Here is an 18,943-nt window from a genome sequence, read left to right as displayed (position 1 = left end):
GTAAGCGCATGGTGCGCGATCTCATGAACGGCCATCTTGATCCCGATTTCTCCCTCGAAACGTACAGAGCAGCGGGAGGCAAAAATGCATGATCCCAAGAAGATGTTTCGCATTCCGCGCGAGGGGCATGTAGAGGGGTGCGGATGCAAGGGGTGCCGCAGAAAGCGTAACGCCAGAATGCCCGATCCATCATTAGCGACGCAGCGCGAGACACAGCGTCTCATTGATGAGGCGGAAGTGGCTAAATACATCGCGCCAGTGGAGCAATGGGAGTCACAGGAATCGCCGCCGCTCGAATGCATCCAGTTCGGCCGCATGGTGCGTTACAGACGAACGGACGTAGCGCGATTAATCAAGGCGTTGAGGGTATCCGGGGACTAACTGCAATGACTCAGACCACACAAAAAGAACGGGCCGCCGAGGGACAGACAGGGCGGCCCAAAGATATGACGATGAAGAGAGGACAGGATAGCACGATGCTTCAAGCGGCTTTGCTGTATGCCGCCGAGGGGCTGTCTGTGTTTCCGGTCAACTCTATCGGAAGCGATGGCGAATGCACATGCGGCAAAGGTGTGAAATGTCGCACACCCGGCAAGCATCCGCTTATCGACGACTGGCAGCACAAAGCGACGCGCGATGGCGACACGATCCACCAATGGTTCCGCAAACACCCGTACGCAAACATCGCATGTCACGTTGGCAAATCCGGCATGGCAGTTATCGACATCGACCCGCGCAACGGTGGCAATGAGAGTTTTGCGCAACTACAGCGCGAGCATGGTCCGATAGCGGCGGAGATGGAGGCGCTGACGGGCGGCGGTGGTAACCATCTCTACTTTCGCGCTCCCGCAAACGCTCACCTTCCCGCCAAGCTGGCAGACGGCATCGACCTTCAGCGGGGAGACAAATACGTTGTTCTCCCGCCCTCCCGTCATGCGTCCGGCAAGCGCTATGCATGGGCAGATGGCAAGGGTATCGACGCACGATGCATGCTTGATGACCTGCCCGAGTGGTGCGCCACAGGTCCGAGGTTAAGGGTAGTGCAGGCCGCCGTATCCGATGACCTCGAAGACGATATGCCCGAGATGACGCGTGCGCTAAATATGTGGCGCGGCGAAGTGTCGGAGCGCGATTTTGAGAGAGTCACTGGCGCATTGAAGGCAATCCCGCCCGATGATCGGGAGACGTGGCGAAACGTTGGTGCGGCACTCAAAGAGGACTTTGGTGAGGATGGCCGGGAGTTGTGGGACGAGTGGGCGCAAACGTCTTCCAAATATGATGACAGCGATCAGGAGCAGACGTGGAACGGCTTCACTAGCAGGCCGGGCGGCGTCACCATCGCAACCATCTTCCATCTCGCGCAAAAGCATGGATGGAAGGAAGAGCGAAAGGAAGTTACTTCCAACACCAACGGCCCCGATACAGGTGGCGATACTTCGAACGGAAGGCGGTTTGCGAGGGCATATCGCGGACTGTTGAAATATTGCTGGGCCGTCAAAAAGTGGCTGCTGTGGAAAGGCGTGCGCTGGGTCTGGTGCGAAGGTGGCGAAGCGATACATCTCGCGAAGAGCGTAGCGACGGCACTGTTCGAGGAGGCAGCAGGCGAGTGTGCAAAGAACCCCAGTGACGGGGAGCGGCGAAGGCTTCAGCAAGCGCTCACGGTACTGAATAACGCGCGACGCCTCGACGCTATGGTGAGCCTGGCGGCCAGCGAGCCGGGGATGGGAGTCCCGAATCCGGGGATGCTCGATGCGGACCCATGGCTGGCGGGTGTGCGCAACGGCGTTATCAATCTTCGAACGGCGACGCTAGTGGATGCCGATCCGGCGATGCTGATTACAAAGCAGGTAGCGGCAACGTTCGACCCATCCGCCGAGTGTCCGATGTGGAGGGAGTTCCTGATGGACATTTTCAACAGGGACCTCGAAGTTATCTCCTTCATTCAGAGGGCGCTGGGTTACACCCTTACGGGACTGGTGGATGAGGAAGTGCTGTTCTTTATGTACGGTCACGGAGCGAACGGGAAAAGCGTTTTCGCAAACATCATTCACGCCGTGTTCGGTGACTACGCTCAAACCGTAGGACCTGAGTTGATCGCTCGAAGTGAAAACAATGAAGGCGACCGACACAAGATGAAGCTCTTCAAGGCGCGGCTGGTGTTGGCGAACGAAGTTGGATCGGGCGATGTGTGGGACGACCGGCGAGTGAAAGACATTACCTCTCGGGAGCCCATCTCGGCTCGACCGTTGTATGGCGAAGTGATCGACTTCATGCCGACACACGCGACATGGATTCGCGGCAACCATAAGCCCGGAATTCTGGATGCGGGCGATGGCATGTGGCGGCGAATCGTGTTGATTGCCTTCAAGCGGCAATTCGCGATAGACGAGCGCATACCGGACCTCGATAGAAGGATTCTCGATGCTGAGCGCGATGGGATTCTCCGATGGGTTGTAGACGGCTGTATCGACTGGCAGCGCGGGGGCGGCTTACGCATTCCCGCCGTGATTGCCGCCGAGACGGCCGCTTACCGGGCCGATACGGACATGCTAGGGGAATGGGTCGACGAGTGCTGTGAGCAGGATTGGAGCGAGCGTGCGGCCATCGGTGAGGCTTACGAAGGGTACAAGGGCTGGCTGATCGCCCAAGGCGTCCGATATCCCTCGCGGAAGGTGTTTGCGCGGCAGATGGCGGAACGGGGGTTCGATGTGGTGAAGAGTCACGGAACTCGGTACTTCGAGGGGCTGAGACTGCGCGTTTCGAGGGGCGATAGTGTGTGATTCGGGGGCGATTGGGGCGATCTTAGGGCCATTTTCCCTAAACCCCTTCCATTCGCACACACGGAGAGAGTTTATGGGAAAAGGGCTAAAGATCGCCCCAATCGCCCCCGATTGACACCGTTTTTCGCCTTTCAGCACCTTCGAACTCAGAAATGCACGTTGGAAGTAACTTCCAATAGCGCGATGAGGGCGGCGGAAGTTCGACAGATATCGAACAAAGGTGGCATAGCGCGATTGAGAAATTGTGCGGCAGCGGGGCTCCCCGACCTCCCGACCTAAGCAAACCTGCCAGATGGGACCCGTTCACACCTAATAGGACTCCTACATACATGATGAGACCTCAAGGCACTCAGGCACTGCGGAACTAACGAAGTAAGCGGCGTTGGAAGTTACTTCCGAAATGCGGCAGCAACGGATTGAGCGTTGGAAGTACTTCCGAACTGCGGCACTAACGGACTACGCGATAGAAGTTACTTCCGAATCGCGGATTGGTTTATCAACGGTCGCATTGCGGCCATAACGGAGAGCAGCATGAAAGACAGCACGACCATGACGTTTGACGAACTGAAGGCACTGCGGACCAGCGTGAATGCGGCTGTGGCGAAGTGGCGTAGCGAGATTGACACTCTGACCGAACGCGGCAGAAAGGCCAAGGCCGCGCTCACGAAGGCGCTGGTAGCGGCGGCGCCTGCACCCATTCCCGCCGAAGAGGGCGAGCGGCTGGAAGCCATGATGTGTGACCTTAGAGCGGCACGGACTGTTGAGATCGGCACGGCACACGCGGACGGCCGCAAGCCGGTCACGACGAAGCTCGACAAGGCGATTAGCCAGGCCGAGGCCGACCTTGCCGCATATCAGGCGAAACTTGAGGCGGCAAAAGAGGCTGAGCCTGCGTTCGAGGAGAAGCGTGCAGCGGCGTGTGCTCGCCATGCTGCGGAGGTCACGGAGATCAATGCGAAGGTGGCGACGGCCAAGCGAGCTATCGCAGCACAGGAGCGGCTTCTGGCAGAGGGCGCACTTCGGTACGCCTGCCATGCGGCGCTCGCTGCATCGAACGATGAGATGGTGGCGGACCGTCTACAGTGCAGAGGCGACAAGCAGAGCGAGACGGCGGGAAGGATGGAAGACATGTTCAAGGGCAGCGCGTTCTCGGACCTTGCGCGGCACTTTGAGAAAGACGCTGCCGCCTTGCGCCGCCGTGACACAGAGTTGGAGCGCCTTGCTTCGTCGGGACTGGACGTCTCCAAGCCCTTCGCCTCTCGGAGCATTCCGACAGGTCCCACACACTTAGCGCGCACCGTGCCGCAAGGGCCACGTTTGATCGAGAGTGAGCCGACCGACTCGCGTGATCGTCGGTATATGCATGCGGGCGTGTTCACGGCAGACGGACGGCGGATTAACTGATGAGAGCCGGGGCGGCCATGCGCCGCCTCATTCACTATCGATCGATCAAGGAGAATTCGATGCCAGCAGGAATGCAGTGCTTCGACGGGCAGGGGCGACTCACGGTGGACTTCACGTCGCGCCTGTCGCGTGTGCTGGGCTCACTTCACATCGACGGGACTGCCGGGAGCATCTACGATCCGAATTTGACTCAGGGCGAGCCGTTCGTGTCGTTTCAGCAGGAGGGCGTGCTGTATCACATCTCGGGAGACACTGCGCTCCCGACATTCACTATCTCGGGAAGCACAATCTCGTGGACGTACAGCGGCGCGCAGACGAGCTATCACACCAACGTGAAAGGGTGGCTATTCTACGGTGTTCGATAGAGAGGGGGCGGCGCAATGCCGCCACATCGCCTTTACAGTTTCGTATTCCCCGCATCGCTCGTAAGACGATGATATTCATCCTGCATGTGTTCGTCTCCGATCTTCGAGCGCACGCTCACTGACCCATGATCCAAGTCTGAGTCAGCACTTCCGTAATACACCTTCGCTCCCCCGGTAAGCGTCCAGACTGCTTCCACGCTTTCGAAGTGCGCGCCGTATCCGTTTTGCCATGGCACATTTTCTAGGCTCTGAGGCCGACCGAATTTTTCGGTTAGCGATTGCAGGTCTGCATCTTTGTGCTCGTTACCGGATGTCCAGATCGTCAGCATTTCAATCTTCTCGTCTAGGAGCATTGCGCCAACGCTTGATCCTCGGGATAGGGCTGGGAGGTTTCCCGGTGCGAAAAGAATTTCCGCGCCTTGGGCAGCGGCAGTGATTGGGCCAGTCTTGCCGTCATTCAAGTGGTAGCAAGGTCCGGTCGGCAGTGCTTGCACGCTAAGTCCTACATGAGGACATTCCGGCATGGTGACCGGTTGTCCGATTGCGATACCAAAGACGGTCAGTGCAGGTTCGGCACATGCTGCAAATGACGCAAGGCCAAAGGTAAGCATTGCAGCCATTCTGGCTAAGAGATTTATATTGGTCATGACGCCCCCGAAGTAGCAGAGACGCGCGCCTTCTCCGCATTCTGTTTTATGTATACGCTCGCGCCAAGAGATATTCATCCAAATGGCGCTCGACCGCAAGCGCCGGTACGCGGGCGCGACATCTGAAGAACTGATACGTTGTTTGCGACATAATTTGATTGCATTGCCGCTATATTTTGAGGGGACACCCAACGATTCAACGGAGAACTATATGATCGAATGGCTAGGCATTGCTTACGAGTTTGCCAAAGACCTCAAGGACGCCCTCCAATGGGAAGAACAGGAGAAGTCAGTGGACCGTGATTGGCTGGATAAGTCAGGGTTCGCGAAACAAATGGCCGCGTCAGGAATTGATCTTTATTGGAGTCGCCCCGATAACATCGCCACGCGAGAGTTAGATGGCTGGCCGGTGGTGTTAGAACTGGACAGGGGCAAGCGCGTTCGCTATCGGCTGGTCCGATACGATGGAACAACGCTGATCGGCAAGCCTGCCAAGTCCGCCTGATTGCAATTAGTTGCAATGGGAGCCAGTCATGCAAGGCGCATCGATTAATTCCGAGGCTTGCTAGGGCGGATTAATAACCGATTTCTCAGTTAAAATCGATACTCCTTCGTTGAGCACGGTACGCACGCTATGGCCGCAGTTTGTGGTGATTTTGGGAAGGCGTTCCAACAAAATATGAGCGCGCTCGGTCTGCCCGCTCCCTCAAGTCTGTTCGGGAGTATCCAGGCGGCGGCGTCCAATGTCGCCACGATGCTAGGTGCGCTCAAGACACTAGGGCCGAGCGCAACCGTCGCGGAACTGATCGGCGCCACTACCGCGCTGGAAGTGCTATCGGTGGTCGGCGCATTGTCTGCATCGTTCTATGTGGGTGCGTGCATTGGCTCACTAATTGTTGCCGCCAACGCAGCCATGAAGTGTACGACTACTTCTGCCGCTGCTACGGCGCGGATAGGCGCGGCGCGGTTGGGAATGGTGATACCAGATACGATGCTGGCATTTATCCAGCGCCACCCCGAAGTCATGATAGATAGACCATCGCGTCACAACTATGCGTTTCTGGCGAGCCGCCAACGGGTGGCGGCATGAAGTGGCTACTAGACAAGGTGGCACTCCTGCTGGCCGCTGCGGCTTGCGCCGGTGCTGCGTGGGGGCTCATTCACTATAGCGGCCAATGGTTCTATCTGCTGCTGTTCGTGCTTGCGTTTGCAGGCTTGTTCGCAGACAACCAGCGATTGCGGAACCGCCTCAAGGAATTGGGCGCAGACCCAAGCCGCCGCGCTCGGCGCTGAAGTCTCAGACGTGTGCAATTGATCCCAGCGCATGCGCCGCATCCATGACGCGCTCAGGTACTATCGCCAGCAAATACAACGTAAATCGGCGAGGACCAAAATGAGAACCGGCAAGGTCATGGTCGCGGGGGGGGGGGGCGGTCTTGGATATCCGCCGCGCACTACGCTTCAGCCTCGGCTGCGCCGCCGAAATATCAGACAGGCACAATAGCTATCAACATTTGAGCGCCGCTGCACGCGGGTTTCCTATCGAAAGTCAGATCGATGGTTCGATCATGGGGCAATCATGCGTTTTATGGAGATTGTGTCTCGTATCACGGGGTTTAGCGTACCGGTCTTCGGCATCCAGTGGAACCCTACTGAAACCGAGCGTGCGGTGGCTCGCCGTGTTTTGACGTTCCTAGAGGATCGCCGCGTGCTCTACGTGCCATCCGAAATGGAAGTGCCATCGCACTGCGTGGAGTCGATATTGCGCATCCGGGAGTTTCTGACTTTCGAACTCGGAAATCTCAACTCCGCAGCAGAGATTGCGACCAGTCTCCAGGCGATGCGTGCCGCCTGTCGAAAATTCTTAACAACGGTGAACGCCAATGACCGTGCGCCTGTCATCTATGGTGCGGAGCGCGGTCATTACGCTAGTTGGATATTCAACGGAGCAGTAGGCGAGCTACGCGGCGTCTTCGGCATCCACATCGCGTTGCTTGCGGCAAAGCATGGTCTTGATATAGAGGACGAACTGGCGACGATCATTCCCGCTGCGGCAGAGGACGAGTGAGGACAAATGCCTCGCTCTGCCCGATTAGGGAGTTGTCCTCGTCTTAAGGCTCCCCTAGCTAAGCGACTTCAAATAATTAACGAACGACGAACACGTTAGTAAAAAGAATTTGGCGTCTGCCGCAGTGAGGTCAGGCTCGTCCATCAGCGCGTGGCGGATGCCATTTGCATCGCTCGTATAGCCGTACAAAGCAGAGAAGGCCGCTTTGAGCGAGCCATGGAGTTTTCGTTCTTTCTCTAGAGTAGCGAGCGCCGCCCCTAGAGTTGCGCCAGGCTTCCCGGCGACCACAGATGCCGCCGCTTCTACCGCAGAAATTGACTCTTTGATCGAGTTGCGAAGATCGGGATGCTGGCGGTTACTCAGATGGGTCAACGCGGATGCAATGTGCGTCTGCGCGCCGGAAAACGGCCCAGTCAGGGAGAGCGCCTCGTCGAGCGCGTCAACTTCTTGCTGTGAGGTCACGGGGACGATTAGCCCATTCACTAGGCGGTAAGCGGCTAATTCTCGCTCAAGAGCCCAATTGATCGCCTTGGTGAGTTTCCCAACCCGTTTCCCGTGAATTGGCACCCACATATCGTCAATGTGGTCGAGGATAAATTCGACGCGATCGTAAACCCCGGCGTAGTCCGCAGCAAGAAAGTCAGCCTTGAACATATGCCACGCCGTTGGCGTAGGGGGGCGAGAATCGACCGGCTTCTTGAGGTGGTCGCGCCAGTAGCATTCCGTGAGGGGGTTAGGGTCACGGCCCAAATCAATAATGGAGCCTATCGCGTTCCAGAGGGTGTTTCGCAACTCGTCCGGCATTGCTTCCGGGCGTAGTGCTTCCGGCGTCTTCACAAGCCCGTGTCTTTCGCTGAAACGCATTGTCCGTCACCCCGGTAGTGGTCGCGGAAGTTACCCCCGCGTTACCCCAACGAAAAAGGGTTTGAGACCGAATGGCCTCAAACCCTTACTGGTACTGGTCGGAGCGAAAGGATTCGAACCTTCGACCCTCTGATCCCAAATCAGATGCGCTACCAGGCTGCGCTACGCTCCGACGTATCCGAGATTCTACGTGGCATTGGGTGCCAGAGTCAATCACGAATTGCGTCGGGGTGAAAAAAGGTGCCAGTGTGGCGCGCCGGTTTATCTGTTCAATGCCGGCGACGCATCCAGTGCGGCATGTGCTGGTGCGTGATCCAGTGATGCAGCATGCCTTCGCCGTCATGTTCGCGCCGGTAGGTTCTCGATTCGAAAATCGACAGTGCGAGCAGCACGAGCAGGCCTATTGCAAGTCCGATCAGACCTGCGATCGATTCAGCGTCCATGGCAGTCTCCTATGACACGCAGCCGTGCCTCTATAGTAGGACACGCGTAACAAAATGGCAGGGGTAGCAGGGTGACGCGGCCTGCCGCGACATCGTCGAATGCGAATTGCAGGTAGACTCTCGGCGCTTCGTTGCCGTTATTGTCATTCTGTTTCGAGAGTCTATGAACCGCGTTTTGTTGATTGTCTTGATGCTGGCCGCCGGGCTCGCCGGCTGTGCCAACGATCCTTCCGGCCACCATGGTGGCCCGCCGCCGAAAGATCCTGTCGACTATCACGGTGTGCCTACCGACGACCGTCCGCCCGTCATGGCGCCCGCGCCCTGAGCGCTTGTAGGGAATGAAAGCGAAGCACCGGCGCGGGCACGTCGGCGCTTCTGACCCGCGCAGAGAATTCGCGCGAACGGCGCGGGCTGCAATCATTCTAGGCGACGCGCACGCGTGATATGTGTGCGCTTGTTTCAAGCCGTAACGATGTGCTGCGTGTGCGGCGTTGTCGTTCAGACCGCCGCCACCGCCATGCCCCGCATGACACCCGGCAAAAAGCGCGCGAGCGTCACACCGCGCGCGGCCATGAAGATCAGCATCGCGGCCCACAAACCGTGGTTGTCGTACAGCGCCAGCAAGGCCCACGAGGCCGCCACGAACACCGCGAACGAGACCACCATCGACGTCATCAGCTCATGCGTGCGCGTCGCGCCGATGAACACGCCGTCGAGCAGAAAGCCCCACACTGAAATCACCGGCAAGAGCGAGGCCCATGGCAGATAAGTTTCGGCCGTGGTGCGCACAAGGGCCTGATTGGTCAGACCTTCGATGATCCATGAGCCCGCGCCCCAGTACACCAGCGAGAAGCCCAGCGCGCCGAGCGCGGACCACAGTGCCGTCACCTTGATGGCCTGCGCGAAAGCGTGCCGGTCGCGCGCGCCGATCGCAGCGCCTACCAGCGCCTCCGCCGCGTGAGCGAAGCCGTCGAGGCCATACGCCATGAAGGTCTGAAAGTTGAGCAGCAGCGCGTTGGCGGCGAGCGTGGCGTCACCTTGCTTCGCGCCGAGATGCGCGAACCAGCCGAACGACGACAGCAGGCAGAGCGTGCGCACGAAGATATCGCGATTCAACACCACGAGGCGCTTGAGGGCGGCAGCGTCGAAGAGGGCGGCGCGGTTTAGCGCAGGCAAACCGCGCGGTCGGCCGTGCCACAACAACGCGGCGCCGAGCACGAAGCCGAGCGCGTCGGCGGTGGCCGTGGCCGCGCCGATGCCGGCCACGCCCCAATCGAATACGTACACGTACAACAGCACCGCCGCGATGTTCACACTGTTGATGAACACTTGCGACAGCAGCGCAAGCCGCACCTGCTGCGTACCGAGCAGCCAGCCGAGCACTACGTAGTTGCCGAGCGCGAGCGGCGCGGCCCAGATACGCGCGTGGCAGTAGATTTGCGCGTGGCGCTGCACCGCGTCGCTGCCGCCGATCACGCGCAATGCGTAATCGATCAACGGCGCTTGCAGCAGAAGCACCGCAGCGCCGATCGCCGCCGCCAGCAACAATGCACGTACGACGTTATTGCGCAGCTCGGCTTGGTCTCTCGCGCCGTGCGCCTGCGCGACGAGGCCGGTGGTGCCCATGCGCAGGAAGCCGAAGCCCCAGAACACGAAGTTGAAGAACAGGCCGCCAAGCGCGACGCCGCCGAGATAGGACGCACCGTCCAGATGGCCGGCGACGGCGGTGTCGACTGCGCCGAGAATCGGCTGGGTGAGATTGGCGAGGACGATGGGAAACGCCAGCGTCATCACCCGGCGGTGCCAGTGCACCGGGACGGCGGGAGCCGTCGCGCTCGCACCGCTCCCCGAGGGGACTTCCTTCGGGGCGTGCGCGGGGTCGCTCAATTACGTTCCTGCACGCACACCCATGGCGAGACGACTACTGCCCAGAGGTCGGGATCGCGCGCGGCGAAATCGGCGGCGGTCTCCGCCTGCACGCGTTCGACGAGGCCGGAAGACAGCCATTGCGTGACCTGCGTGGTGTCGTCGCTGGCGATGGCTTCGGCGACGCTCACCAGATCGAGGTCGCGTGCGACGCGCAGCAGCATGCCGCGCGCGAAAAAGCGTTCGAGTTCGGTCCAGCCGATTTTGGCGGTTTCGGCGAGCAGCTGGGCGTACAGCGGGCTATGGGTGGCGTCGTTGGAAGTCATCGTGAGCGGGTTCTGACGGGGCCGTTACTATAAACCATCGGCGCGGATCGCCAGGGCGGCGCGCGTTCCGGTACGCTTGAGGTCTTTCGCCAAAATTCATTCTGAACCTTCATGTCACTGGATTCAACGGCGCGCGCTGCGAGCGCGCAAGCTCATGTGGTGGCCGACGCCACACTCACGCGTACCGATGTGGAGCGCCTCATTGCTGAGAGCCTGGCGGGCAATAGAGAGCCGCTCCATTTCACCGACTGCGATTTCGAAGGCGCCGATCTGTCGCGACTCGATCTGCGCGGCGCTGAGTTTCATCGCTGTACGATCGTCGAAACGTCGTTTTTCGGCGCGACGCTGTCGCACACGCGCTGGGTTCGTTGCCGCGGCCGCCAGGCGGATTTCGCGTCAGCCGATCTGGTCGATGCGGCGTTCCAGTCGAGCGATCTGAACAACACCAGCTGGCGGCGCACCAAGCTTGCCTCGGCGTCGTTCCACAGCTGCAAGCTGACGGGCGCCAATTTCGAAGCCTGTACGGCGCTCGGCTTGAGCTTTGTCGAGACCTTGCTGGTGGGCGCGCATTTGCGCGGCTTGTCGTTTCGCAAGGCCACTCTCCAGCAACTCGATTTCTCCGACGCCGATCTGGCCGGCGTCGATTTCCGCGAGGCGATCTTCGACGGCGGCAGCTTGAAGGATGCCCATCTGAAAGGCGCGCGCTTTGACGGCGCGGACCTGCGCGAGGCGGATCTGAGCGGCGTGCGGCTCGTCGATGCGGCACTGTTCAAGGGCGCGACGATTTCGCATCAGCAGGCGGCGGTGCTCGTGACCGAACTGGGCCTGAGAGTGATGTGATTGCGCTGCAAGCTGGCCGATTTTAGCCATTCGGCCAGCTTGAACGAATCAGGACCTGTGCATATCATCCAATCTTTGATTCATTAACAGTGGTCGATTTTCAAGTTCGCAATTTGTCGGCGGATTTGAAGATTTTTAATGTATTCGCTATTCGCGAATTTGTTATGAGGAAACGCGATTGCTTATTAGCGTCTCTCAATAATCGCTAATACACCGGTATGGTGCGTTGGCGCACTAAAGGTTCGCAATACATAAAGCGTCCGGATCATGCTGGGCGGGGCTCACGGGAATCGACCCACCGGCTTTCGTCAGGCTTTTCTGGTGGCGGGTGGTAGGTGCTTGATTTATAAGGCCTCGCGAACCACGCGCGCGACTTTGACTTGCCGCTTTTATGAGGTTTCATACGGGGCCGGCAAGGCTATTTACCTCGCTTATTTCCGACATTTTCTCTTCACGTAATGCGGACTCCGTACGCCGCGTCACATTACCCGCGAAATTAATAGATTGCGCTTGTAAAAGGGGGTTGTTAGATTTCCTTCTGGCGCATGGTGAACCGGTCCTTTGCCGATATGCGCCGAACCCCCGTTAGCCCGGCCTCGTGCCGGGCTTTTTTTTCTCTGGCCAATTGCGCTCGGCGGGCTGTTCGCATTCGCCGCACGCGTCAATCCGCGCTCTGGCCGCTGGCGCCGCCGCCAGATCGAGCGGCCTTGGCGCCTGCGTTATTGCGTTACCGGTTTGCTTTCTACTGCTTGCAGCGAACCACCATCGACCGGTTCTTGACGTTCGCACCGAAAATTCCGCCGACCGAGCCGCCCGAGGTCGCGCCGTTGTCGACGTCCTTCGAAACGACGTCGTAGCCGTAGTTGCCGCAGACCTCACCCGCGCGTTTGTAGCACTCGGCCCAACTGGAGCTCGCGTCACTGCCGCTGCAGTTGATCGCAAAGCCCGTATCGCCGCTCGGCAGGTAAGTCATGGTGGTGGTGCTGGAACAGCCGCCGAGGCTGCCGAGCGTCAGCAGGCCGAGGCCGATCGCCGCGGCCGTTGTTAAAGACGCCAGTGCGCTCTTCATTGCAAATTCCTTACAGATAACAGGGGAAGACGCGGCGTTAGCCGCGTCATGCATAGGATTGGGCGTTTTATAGCACGCGCGGTTCCCTTGACTGCTGTTGCAGGGCGCGTGCCCGAAGCCGGGCGGCTAGCGCGCCGGCAGTGCCCGCGCCGGGTCGATCGAGCGGCCCTGATAGCGCAGTTCGAAGTGCAGCATGACACGATCGGTGTCGGTGTCGCCCATTTCGGCGATCTTATCGCCGCGGGCAACCGACTGGCCTTCCTTCACCAGCAGCACGCGGTTATGCGCGTAGGCCGTCAGATAGTCGGCGTTGTGTTTGAGGATCAGCAGATTGCCGTAACCGCGCAAGCCGTTACCCGCATAGACCACCGTGCCGGACGCCGCGGCAACCACCGGGGTGCCCGCCGCCGCCGAAATATCGATGCCCTTCGAATTGGAGCCGTCGAAGCGCCGGATCACCGTGCCGTCAGCGGGCCAAATCAGCGAGATCGACGGAGCCGGTGCCGACGACGGCGCGCTATCGGCCGGCGCCGGCCGTGGAGCAGCCGAAGCGCTCGCGCTTCCTGCACCGCTGCTACGCGTTGCACCACCCGCGGCGCCACCTGTGGACGCCACATTGCCCGGCGGCGCGACACGCAGCACCTGTCCGACCTCGATGCTGTCCGGGTTGGTCAGGTTGTTCCAGCGCACGATGTTTTGCACCGGTTGCCGGCTGCTGCGCGCGATCTTCGACAGCGTATCGCCCCGTTCGACGCGGTAAAAGCCTGGCCCCACCGGAGCGGACCCGCAGGCGGCAAGCACCGCCAGCAAAGACGCGCAGGCGAGCCGTTTCATTCTTGTTGTGTTAAGCATTGGACCTCGCAAAGCGCTGCCACGCGCCGATCCCGATCACGCGGCAGGTAGATGCAAAGCGTCCGATTCTAACGGTTTTGCGCTGCAGCATCCGAAAAACGGATGTCGAGGCGGGCGAACAAGGCGGGAACGCGGCGAAAAGCCGCGTAACCCGTTACGTCGCGACGAGTGGAAAACCTGCCATCAGCGCAGCTTGCTGACGTTGATACGGAGTACGGCTGCCTCGGTTTGTCCCGGTTCGAGCCAGCGCAGTCCCAGGCCGTTGTGGATCGCATCCGGCAGACCCAGCCACGGCTCGACGCAGTAAAAGTCTGACTCAGCGGCTTCGGTCCACGTCGTGACCGCGTACCAGGGCACCGAATCCGGCCGTTGCAGATCGATCGTGATGACCCGGTTCAGTCCCGGCGCGACGAGTCGCACCGGTTGGTTCGGCACATCGACGAGGCAATGGAAGCGGTCGAGAATCCGCGCCTCGTCGAGCGTGTAGCGGGCCGCGCCCGGCTCGGTCGTGCTGATCGAGCCGTCGCTCTGCTGGTAGCACCGTTCGGTGGGCGGCAGTTCCAGCGAGGTCTCGGCGCGCTGCGTGTGCGGCAGCGTGAAATAGAAGTGATGGCCGGCGTAGTAGGGCAGCCGCGTGTCGCCGGTATTGGCGGTGCTCAGCGTAACTTCAAGCGTATGCGTATCGACGAGCCGGTATGTCGCTTCGAAACGGAAGCCGAATGGGTAGCCGCTACGCGTCGCGTCGCTGTCGGCGAGCGTCATGCGCAAACCGGCGCCGTTTACGTCGGCGTGGGCTTCGAAGGGCAGGTCGCGTGCGAAACCATGCATTGGCAATTCGCGCACCGTGCCTTGTGCGTCACGCCAGAAGCCGATCTTGCCGTCGACGCGATGCCGGCCCAGAAACGGAAACAGCAACGGGTTGCCGCCGCGAATCCTGGCAGGCTGGCTCCAGTCGGCGTTCTCCGGCCAATGAATGACCTCCTCGCCGTCGATGATCCACGACAAAAGACGGCCGCCGGCTTGCGGCGAGAAACGGAGCACGGAGGCGTCCTGGGCGATCTCGAGAATGTCCTGTTGTGGGGAGAGGGGCATGGTCGATGGGCTGGTTGAGAAAAGGTTGGGTGCGGTTCAAGCGTGAGTGGAGCGCGGCTCGAAGGCGGGTTGTGAACGTTCGAATGGCGCTGCATAACGGCTCGCGAAGCAACGATTTTGCGCTGCTTTGCGCTACGGGGAAACCCTTCTCGGGAAATTGCGGGTGGCCGGGAAGCACTATCCTTGTCGATAATCCACTGACTGCCCGGTCCCTTCAACCACCGGGAGAGATCGGCTCAGGAGGCTTTATGGATCTCGCAATGGCAATGGGTGTGGCGCTGTTCGGCATGTTCGCGGCAAGCACGGTCTACTTTTTCTACAAGCTCGAGCGCTAGTCCAGCCATCTGCTTCGCCTTCTGCCGGGCCGTCAATGCGGGCCTGGTAACGGGTCTAGTACCACGGACCTGGCGCAACTCTCGCGCATCAGTACATTGAATTTCTCATAAACGCAGGGCGGCCACCGGCGGCGCTCTGTTTCTTTTGCTGCGACGTAACAACCGTTTCCAGTTGTGACGCAGCGCATCAATATTTCCCCGAATGCGGTTCAAACGCTTGGCGCTGACTTTGCAGCCAGGCATAATCGGTGCGCTTTTGACGCGTCGTCGATTTCCTTGTGCGGCGCGCTGTTCCCCGACATTTTCCTTACAAGGACCGCCGCGTGAACCTGTCGTTTCTGATTTTCCTGAGCGTGCTGCAAGGCGTCACCGAACTGTTCCCGGTCAGCAGCCTCGGCCACACCTTGCTCGTGCCTGGCCTGTTCGGCATGCATATCGACAAGCACGCGCCGCAGCTGCTGCCGTTCCTCGTCGCGTTGCACCTCGGTACGGCGTTCGCGCTGCTGTGGTACTTCCGCAAGCGCTGGTGCGCGCTGGTGCGTGGCTTCTTCGCTTCGTTCGGCGGCCGTCGCAACGACGACGCGCACATGATGTGGGCGCTCATCATCGGCACGATTCCGGCGGGCCTCGTCGGGCTGATCCTTGAGAAACGTCTCGAGCTGATTTTTCACGATCTGCGCATTGTCGCAGCCGCGCTGATCGTGAACGGCGTGCTGCTGTGGTTCGGCGATCGCCTGCAACGTTCGCGCGCGCATTTGGCGCCGGAGAAGCTGACCTTCCGTCAGGCGTTTTTCGTGGGTCTCGCGCAAATCGGCGCGTTGATTCCGGGCTTCTCGCGCAGCGGTCTGACGATGATCGCCGGTAACGCGGCCGGCCTGACGACCGAGAAGGCCGCCGAGTTCTCGTTCCTGCTCGGCACGCCGATCATCTTCGCTGCCGGCGTGCTCGAATTGCCGAAACTGTTTCATGCTCCGGACCAACTCGCCGATGCCTTGCTCGGCGGCGTGCTGACCGCAATTGCCGCGTATCTCAGCGTGCGTTTCCTGATGCGTTATTTCGAAGGCCGCGGACGTCTGGCTTCGTTCGGCGTGTACTGCGTGATCGCCGGGATCGTGTTCCTCGGCTGGTTCATGCTGCATCCGCAGCCGGTCTGATTGCGCTCGGCATGCCCGCTACAGCCCGCCACGTGCTGGCGCGCGACTGGCGGGTAAGAAGCGATCGGTTATAATCCGGGCCCGGCTCAACGAGTCGGGCCCGTTTGTTTTGTGATGCTGTGTGGTGATTGCCGATCAGCGTTGCCGTGTGCCGGATCGGATTTCCGCAGTCCTCGGCCCGGTCAGTTAGAATTTCGGTATCCCATGAACCCTGTGGCGGTCATACAGCACAGGTTCCAATGCCCTCTACGGGTTCTCATTGCGGGCGATGCAGGTTGGTCACGTTTGTGTTTGCATCGCCTCACGTCAATACGGCAGTAGCTCAGCTGGATAGAGCATCGGCCTTCTAAGCCGAGGGTGGGGGGTTCGAGTCCCTCCTGCCGTACTTCAAAAGCCTTGCGCCGCGCATCGAAGCCTCACCGCTGCGATGCGCGCGAGGCCGTTTACTCCGCCGGTTGCACGTCGATGGAATCGACCCGGTTCGGATAGAACGCCAGATGCTGGGCGATCTCTTTCACGGGCGCGTAGGGCGACTCGTAGGTCCAGACCGCATTCACTGCCCGCTCGCCGCCAAGCGGAATGCTGTAGTACGCGCAATCGCCTTTGTATGGGCAATACGTTGCGTGATCGGTACGTTCCAGCAGCGTCATCTCGACGTCATTGCGCGGGATGTAATACACCGGCGGATACGCCGCCTCGCGCAGCACGAGTGCATTGCGCGTGTCCGCGATCACGCGGCCGGCGACCGTCACCACCACGTGGGCTTTGTCCGGCTCGATCGTAATCGGATGGTCGGGACCGGGTACCTTGATGATTTTTTCCGTCATGCTGTCGAGCTCCTGAATAGGTGGGCAAGCCTGCAACACGTTGCTATGGGTTTCGAGCCGCCATCGGCGGGAATGATCGAGTCCTGCGTCGAAGCATACGCCGGTCGTGCAAACGCGTTGTGTCGCTGTTTGCGTCGATAACGAGTCGCGCGCGCCGTGGGGTGATCCGTGCGACGAACACAAAAAAGGGCAGCCGAAGCTGCCCCGTCAAGATCCCACCGTCAGGCGGGTCGTTGCTAGCGGACTACTGCCTGATGTTCAATGCGGCCGTCAGGTCGCCCATCGGCTTGCTGCCGTTGCTGACCAGTGCGGCATCACGCGTCGAGATGCCCGGCAGCGTCGGCAGCGAGTAACGGCGCGTGATGAAACGCAGGATCGACGTCGTGTCGTACTGCGTGTGATCGACGAAACCCTTCTTCGCGAACGGCGAAATGATCAGCGCCGGAATCCGCGTGCCCGGACCCCAACGGTCGGCCTTCGGCGGCGCGACGTGGTCCCAGAAGCCGCCGTTTTCGTCGTAGGTCACGACCACCAGCATGTTGTTCCACTGCGGGCTTTTCTGCAGATGCGAGATCACGTCGGCGATATGCTGGTCGCCTGAGGCGACGTCGGTGTAACCCGCGTGCTCGTTCAGGTTGCCCTGCGGCTTGTAGAACGACACTTGCGGCAGCGTGCCGGCGTCGATCGCTTTGATGAACTCGGAGCCTGCCAGGCCGCCGTCGAGCAAATGCTGCGAACGGTTCGCGGAACCCGGTGCGAGATCGGCGAAGTAGTTGAACGGCTGGTGATGCGGCTGGAAATTCGGCGCCGTCAGGTTCGCGCCGTAGATCACATTCGTCGCGCCGGTTTGCGCCGCCGAGACCGCCGCACCCCACGCACCGCCGTACCACGCCCACGACACCTTCGCGTTGTTCAGCAGATCGCCGATGTGCTGCTGCGTTTGCGCCGGCAACGTGGTGGCCGAAGTCGGGTCGGCCAGGTTGGCGTCGCCGCCCGAAGCCGCCTTGTTGCCGCTCGGTTGATACGGCGGCTGCATCGTGTTGATTGCGTAGAAGTCAGGCGTCAGGTTGCCCGAGAGTACGAATTTCGGCGGGCCGCTCAGCGCCGAAGCCGGCGAGTTGGTCGCGAGCTTCAGCGTGACGCCGTCGCTTTCGACCGACGAGATCGAGGCGGCTGCCGGGCTCTTGTCCGCATTCAGATAGGTCGGCGTGCATGAGCAGATCAGCCACTGGTGATTCAGGAACGAACCGCCGAACGCGCCCATGAAGAAGTTGTCGGCCAGCGTGTATTGCTGGGCGATTTTCCACAACGGCAACTTGTCCGCGTTGAGCGTGTAATGACCCATGACGAGGCCGCCGGAATCCGCCCACGCGGCGAACTTGTCGTTCTTGCCGCCATTGATCTGCATCTGGTTTTCATAGAAGCGGTGATACAGATCGCGCGTCGTGGCGGTGATCGGCGTGTTGAAACCATTCGGGTCGTCGATGGCGAACGGGCTGTTCGGCAGGTTGGCCGTCATCGCTTGCGTCACGACCGGCGTCACGCCGGTTTGCGTCAGACCGTTCCACACTTGCGGCAGCGTGGCGAGCGCTGTGCCGTTGCGGTCCAACTGTGTGGCGCTCGCCGCCGTCACGTTCTGCAGACCGTTGGCGCCGGGGAAGTTGCCGTACAGATTGTCGAAGCTGCGGTTCTCCGCGTAGATCACCACGACCGTCTTGATCGACGTGATGTCCGGTGGCGCGGTGACATTGTCGCCGCCGCACGCATACAGACTCAACGCTGCCGCGATCGCGATAGGCGCCGCGCAGATCAGTTTCTTGTTCATTTGGTATGTGTTCTCTCTCTCGCGTTGGGGACGGGCCGCGTGCATTGCTTACACGGATGGCCGCGAGCGAAAGTTTGAACAAGGAATTTGACAGAAACATGTAACTAATTACGAATAGCTTGGGTTTCGATATTTTCGTCGGCTGTATGTCATTTAAACGACATGTCGATGAAATACGCTCGCGGA

The 18,943-nt window shown here is 60.2% G+C and carries 22 protein-coding genes and 2 tRNA genes; 13 read left to right on the top strand and 11 right to left on the bottom strand.

Translation table 11 applies throughout. From position 1 onward, the window contains the following. Positions 1 to 84: 84 nt before the first annotated feature. From BM438_RS45625 to BM438_RS26730, 4 genes are all read left to right on the top strand, one after another. Entirely contained in the window at positions 85 to 381 is a 297-nt protein-coding gene (locus BM438_RS45625) for a hypothetical protein (RefSeq protein WP_167378464.1), read from the top strand. Between the two features lie 5 nt (positions 382 to 386). Beyond that, the gene (locus BM438_RS26740; RefSeq protein WP_167378463.1) at positions 387 to 2,780 is read left to right on the top strand and encodes a phage/plasmid primase, P4 family; all 2,394 of its coding nucleotides are present in this window, start codon (positions 387 to 389) and stop codon (positions 2,778 to 2,780) included. 531 nt (positions 2,781 to 3,311) lie between these two features. Next, positions 3,312 to 4,184, top strand: a complete 873-nt coding sequence (locus BM438_RS26735; RefSeq protein WP_093640331.1) for a hypothetical protein — start codon at positions 3,312 to 3,314, stop codon at positions 4,182 to 4,184. A gap of 59 nt (positions 4,185 to 4,243) precedes the next feature. Next, positions 4,244 to 4,549 (top strand): hypothetical protein, encoded by a 306-nt coding sequence (locus tag BM438_RS26730; protein ID WP_143131758.1) that lies wholly within the window; start codon positions 4,244 to 4,246, stop codon positions 4,547 to 4,549. Between the two features lie 32 nt (positions 4,550 to 4,581). Here BM438_RS26730 and BM438_RS44965 read toward each other — a convergent pair whose 3' ends face one another. Continuing rightward, positions 4,582 to 5,196, bottom strand: coding sequence for a hypothetical protein (locus BM438_RS44965; protein WP_143131757.1), 615 nt, complete (start codon positions 5,194 to 5,196; stop codon positions 4,582 to 4,584). Positions 5,197 to 5,278: 82 nt separating this feature from the next. Here BM438_RS44965 and BM438_RS26720 point away from each other — a divergent pair, with 82 nt between their 5' ends. The 4 genes from BM438_RS26720 (at position 5,279) to BM438_RS26705 (ending at position 7,264) form a co-directional block, all read left to right on the top strand. After that, complete coding sequence (locus BM438_RS26720; protein ID WP_143131756.1) at positions 5,279 to 5,701, top strand: hypothetical protein; 423 nt, start codon at positions 5,279 to 5,281, stop codon at positions 5,699 to 5,701. A 174-nt stretch (positions 5,702 to 5,875) separates the two neighbouring features. Continuing rightward, positions 5,876 to 6,286, top strand: a complete 411-nt coding sequence (locus BM438_RS26715; protein WP_208620708.1) for a hypothetical protein — start codon at positions 5,876 to 5,878, stop codon at positions 6,284 to 6,286. Then, positions 6,283 to 6,489 carry a hypothetical protein gene (locus BM438_RS26710; RefSeq protein WP_093640320.1) on the top strand — a complete coding sequence of 69 codons (207 nt, stop codon included), beginning with the start codon at positions 6,283 to 6,285 and terminating at the stop codon, positions 6,487 to 6,489. The genes BM438_RS26715 and BM438_RS26710 overlap by 4 nt, the downstream gene beginning before the upstream one ends. Positions 6,490 to 6,775: 286 nt before the next feature. Beyond that, entirely contained in the window at positions 6,776 to 7,264 is a 489-nt protein-coding gene (locus tag BM438_RS26705) for a DUF6650 family protein (protein WP_093640317.1), read from the top strand. A gap of 54 nt (positions 7,265 to 7,318) precedes the next feature. Here the strand turns inward: BM438_RS26705 and BM438_RS26700 are convergent, their stop codons facing one another. From BM438_RS26700 to BM438_RS45620, 3 genes are all read right to left on the bottom strand, one after another. Next, on the bottom strand, positions 7,319 to 8,128 hold the full coding sequence (locus BM438_RS26700; protein WP_093640314.1) for an AbiJ-NTD4 domain-containing protein: 810 nt from the start codon (positions 8,126 to 8,128) through the stop codon (positions 7,319 to 7,321). Positions 8,129 to 8,223: 95 nt separating this feature from the next. Continuing rightward, positions 8,224 to 8,300: transfer RNA gene (locus BM438_RS26695), tRNA-Pro, on the bottom strand. A 97-nt stretch (positions 8,301 to 8,397) separates the two neighbouring features. Continuing rightward, positions 8,398 to 8,571, bottom strand: a complete 174-nt coding sequence (locus BM438_RS45620) for a hypothetical protein (protein WP_166618274.1) — start codon at positions 8,569 to 8,571, stop codon at positions 8,398 to 8,400. A 163-nt stretch (positions 8,572 to 8,734) separates the two neighbouring features. On the opposite strand from BM438_RS45620, the gene BM438_RS45615 reads away from it, so the two are divergent. Continuing rightward, positions 8,735 to 8,896, top strand: a complete 162-nt coding sequence (locus BM438_RS45615) for a hypothetical protein (protein ID WP_166618273.1) — start codon at positions 8,735 to 8,737, stop codon at positions 8,894 to 8,896. Between the two features lie 173 nt (positions 8,897 to 9,069). Here the strand turns inward: BM438_RS45615 and BM438_RS26690 are convergent, their stop codons facing one another. Both BM438_RS26690 and BM438_RS26685 read right to left on the bottom strand, forming a co-directional pair. Further along, a complete protein-coding gene (locus BM438_RS26690; RefSeq protein WP_244179463.1) occupies positions 9,070 to 10,362 on the bottom strand; it encodes an MATE family efflux transporter in 1,293 nt (430 codons plus the stop codon). Between the two features lie 92 nt (positions 10,363 to 10,454). After that, positions 10,455 to 10,763: a DUF2288 domain-containing protein gene (locus BM438_RS26685; RefSeq protein ID WP_093640308.1), complete on the bottom strand. Its 309-nt coding sequence runs from the start codon at positions 10,761 to 10,763 to the stop codon at positions 10,455 to 10,457. A 111-nt stretch (positions 10,764 to 10,874) separates the two neighbouring features. Here BM438_RS26685 and BM438_RS26680 point away from each other — a divergent pair, with 111 nt between their 5' ends. Then, the gene (locus BM438_RS26680) at positions 10,875 to 11,603 is read left to right on the top strand and encodes a pentapeptide repeat-containing protein (protein ID WP_093640305.1); all 729 of its coding nucleotides are present in this window, start codon (positions 10,875 to 10,877) and stop codon (positions 11,601 to 11,603) included. Positions 11,604 to 12,345: 742 nt separating this feature from the next. On the opposite strand, the gene BM438_RS26675 is transcribed toward BM438_RS26680, so the two are convergent. The 3 genes from BM438_RS26675 to BM438_RS26665 all read right to left on the bottom strand — a co-directional run bounded on the left by BM438_RS26675 (position 12,346) and on the right by BM438_RS26665 (position 14,616). After that, positions 12,346 to 12,672, bottom strand: coding sequence for a hypothetical protein (locus BM438_RS26675; protein ID WP_093640302.1), 327 nt, complete (start codon positions 12,670 to 12,672; stop codon positions 12,346 to 12,348). Between the two features lie 126 nt (positions 12,673 to 12,798). Continuing rightward, positions 12,799 to 13,524: a peptidoglycan DD-metalloendopeptidase family protein gene (locus BM438_RS26670; protein WP_093640300.1), complete on the bottom strand. Its 726-nt coding sequence runs from the start codon at positions 13,522 to 13,524 to the stop codon at positions 12,799 to 12,801. A gap of 183 nt (positions 13,525 to 13,707) precedes the next feature. After that, on the bottom strand, positions 13,708 to 14,616 hold the full coding sequence (locus BM438_RS26665) for an aldose epimerase family protein (RefSeq protein ID WP_093640297.1): 909 nt from the start codon (positions 14,614 to 14,616) through the stop codon (positions 13,708 to 13,710). 83 nt (positions 14,617 to 14,699) lie between these two features. On the opposite strand from BM438_RS26665, the gene BM438_RS44955 reads away from it, so the two are divergent. From BM438_RS44955 to BM438_RS26655, 3 genes are all read left to right on the top strand, one after another. Continuing rightward, positions 14,700 to 14,951: a hypothetical protein gene (locus BM438_RS44955; protein ID WP_143131754.1), complete on the top strand. Its 252-nt coding sequence runs from the start codon at positions 14,700 to 14,702 to the stop codon at positions 14,949 to 14,951. 323 nt (positions 14,952 to 15,274) lie between these two features. Then, on the top strand, positions 15,275 to 16,105 hold the full coding sequence (locus BM438_RS26660; RefSeq protein ID WP_093640294.1) for an undecaprenyl-diphosphate phosphatase: 831 nt from the start codon (positions 15,275 to 15,277) through the stop codon (positions 16,103 to 16,105). A 311-nt stretch (positions 16,106 to 16,416) separates the two neighbouring features. Continuing rightward, positions 16,417 to 16,490: transfer RNA gene (locus BM438_RS26655), tRNA-Arg, on the top strand. 58 nt (positions 16,491 to 16,548) lie between these two features. On the opposite strand, the gene BM438_RS26650 is transcribed toward BM438_RS26655, so the two are convergent. Further along, complete coding sequence (locus BM438_RS26650) at positions 16,549 to 16,932, bottom strand: DUF427 domain-containing protein (protein ID WP_093640291.1); 384 nt, start codon at positions 16,930 to 16,932, stop codon at positions 16,549 to 16,551. Positions 16,933 to 17,176: 244 nt separating this feature from the next. Next, entirely contained in the window at positions 17,177 to 18,757 is a 1,581-nt protein-coding gene (locus BM438_RS26645) for an acid phosphatase (protein WP_093640288.1), read from the bottom strand. Between the last annotated feature and the right edge of the window lie 186 nt (positions 18,758 to 18,943).

The sequence above is a fragment of the Paraburkholderia aspalathi genome, assembly GCF_900116445.1.
In the GTDB taxonomy this organism is placed as follows: domain Bacteria; phylum Pseudomonadota; class Gammaproteobacteria; order Burkholderiales; family Burkholderiaceae; genus Paraburkholderia; species Paraburkholderia aspalathi.
Note: the sequence above shows the minus strand (reverse complement) of the source record. Positions and strands in the feature narration are given on the sequence as shown.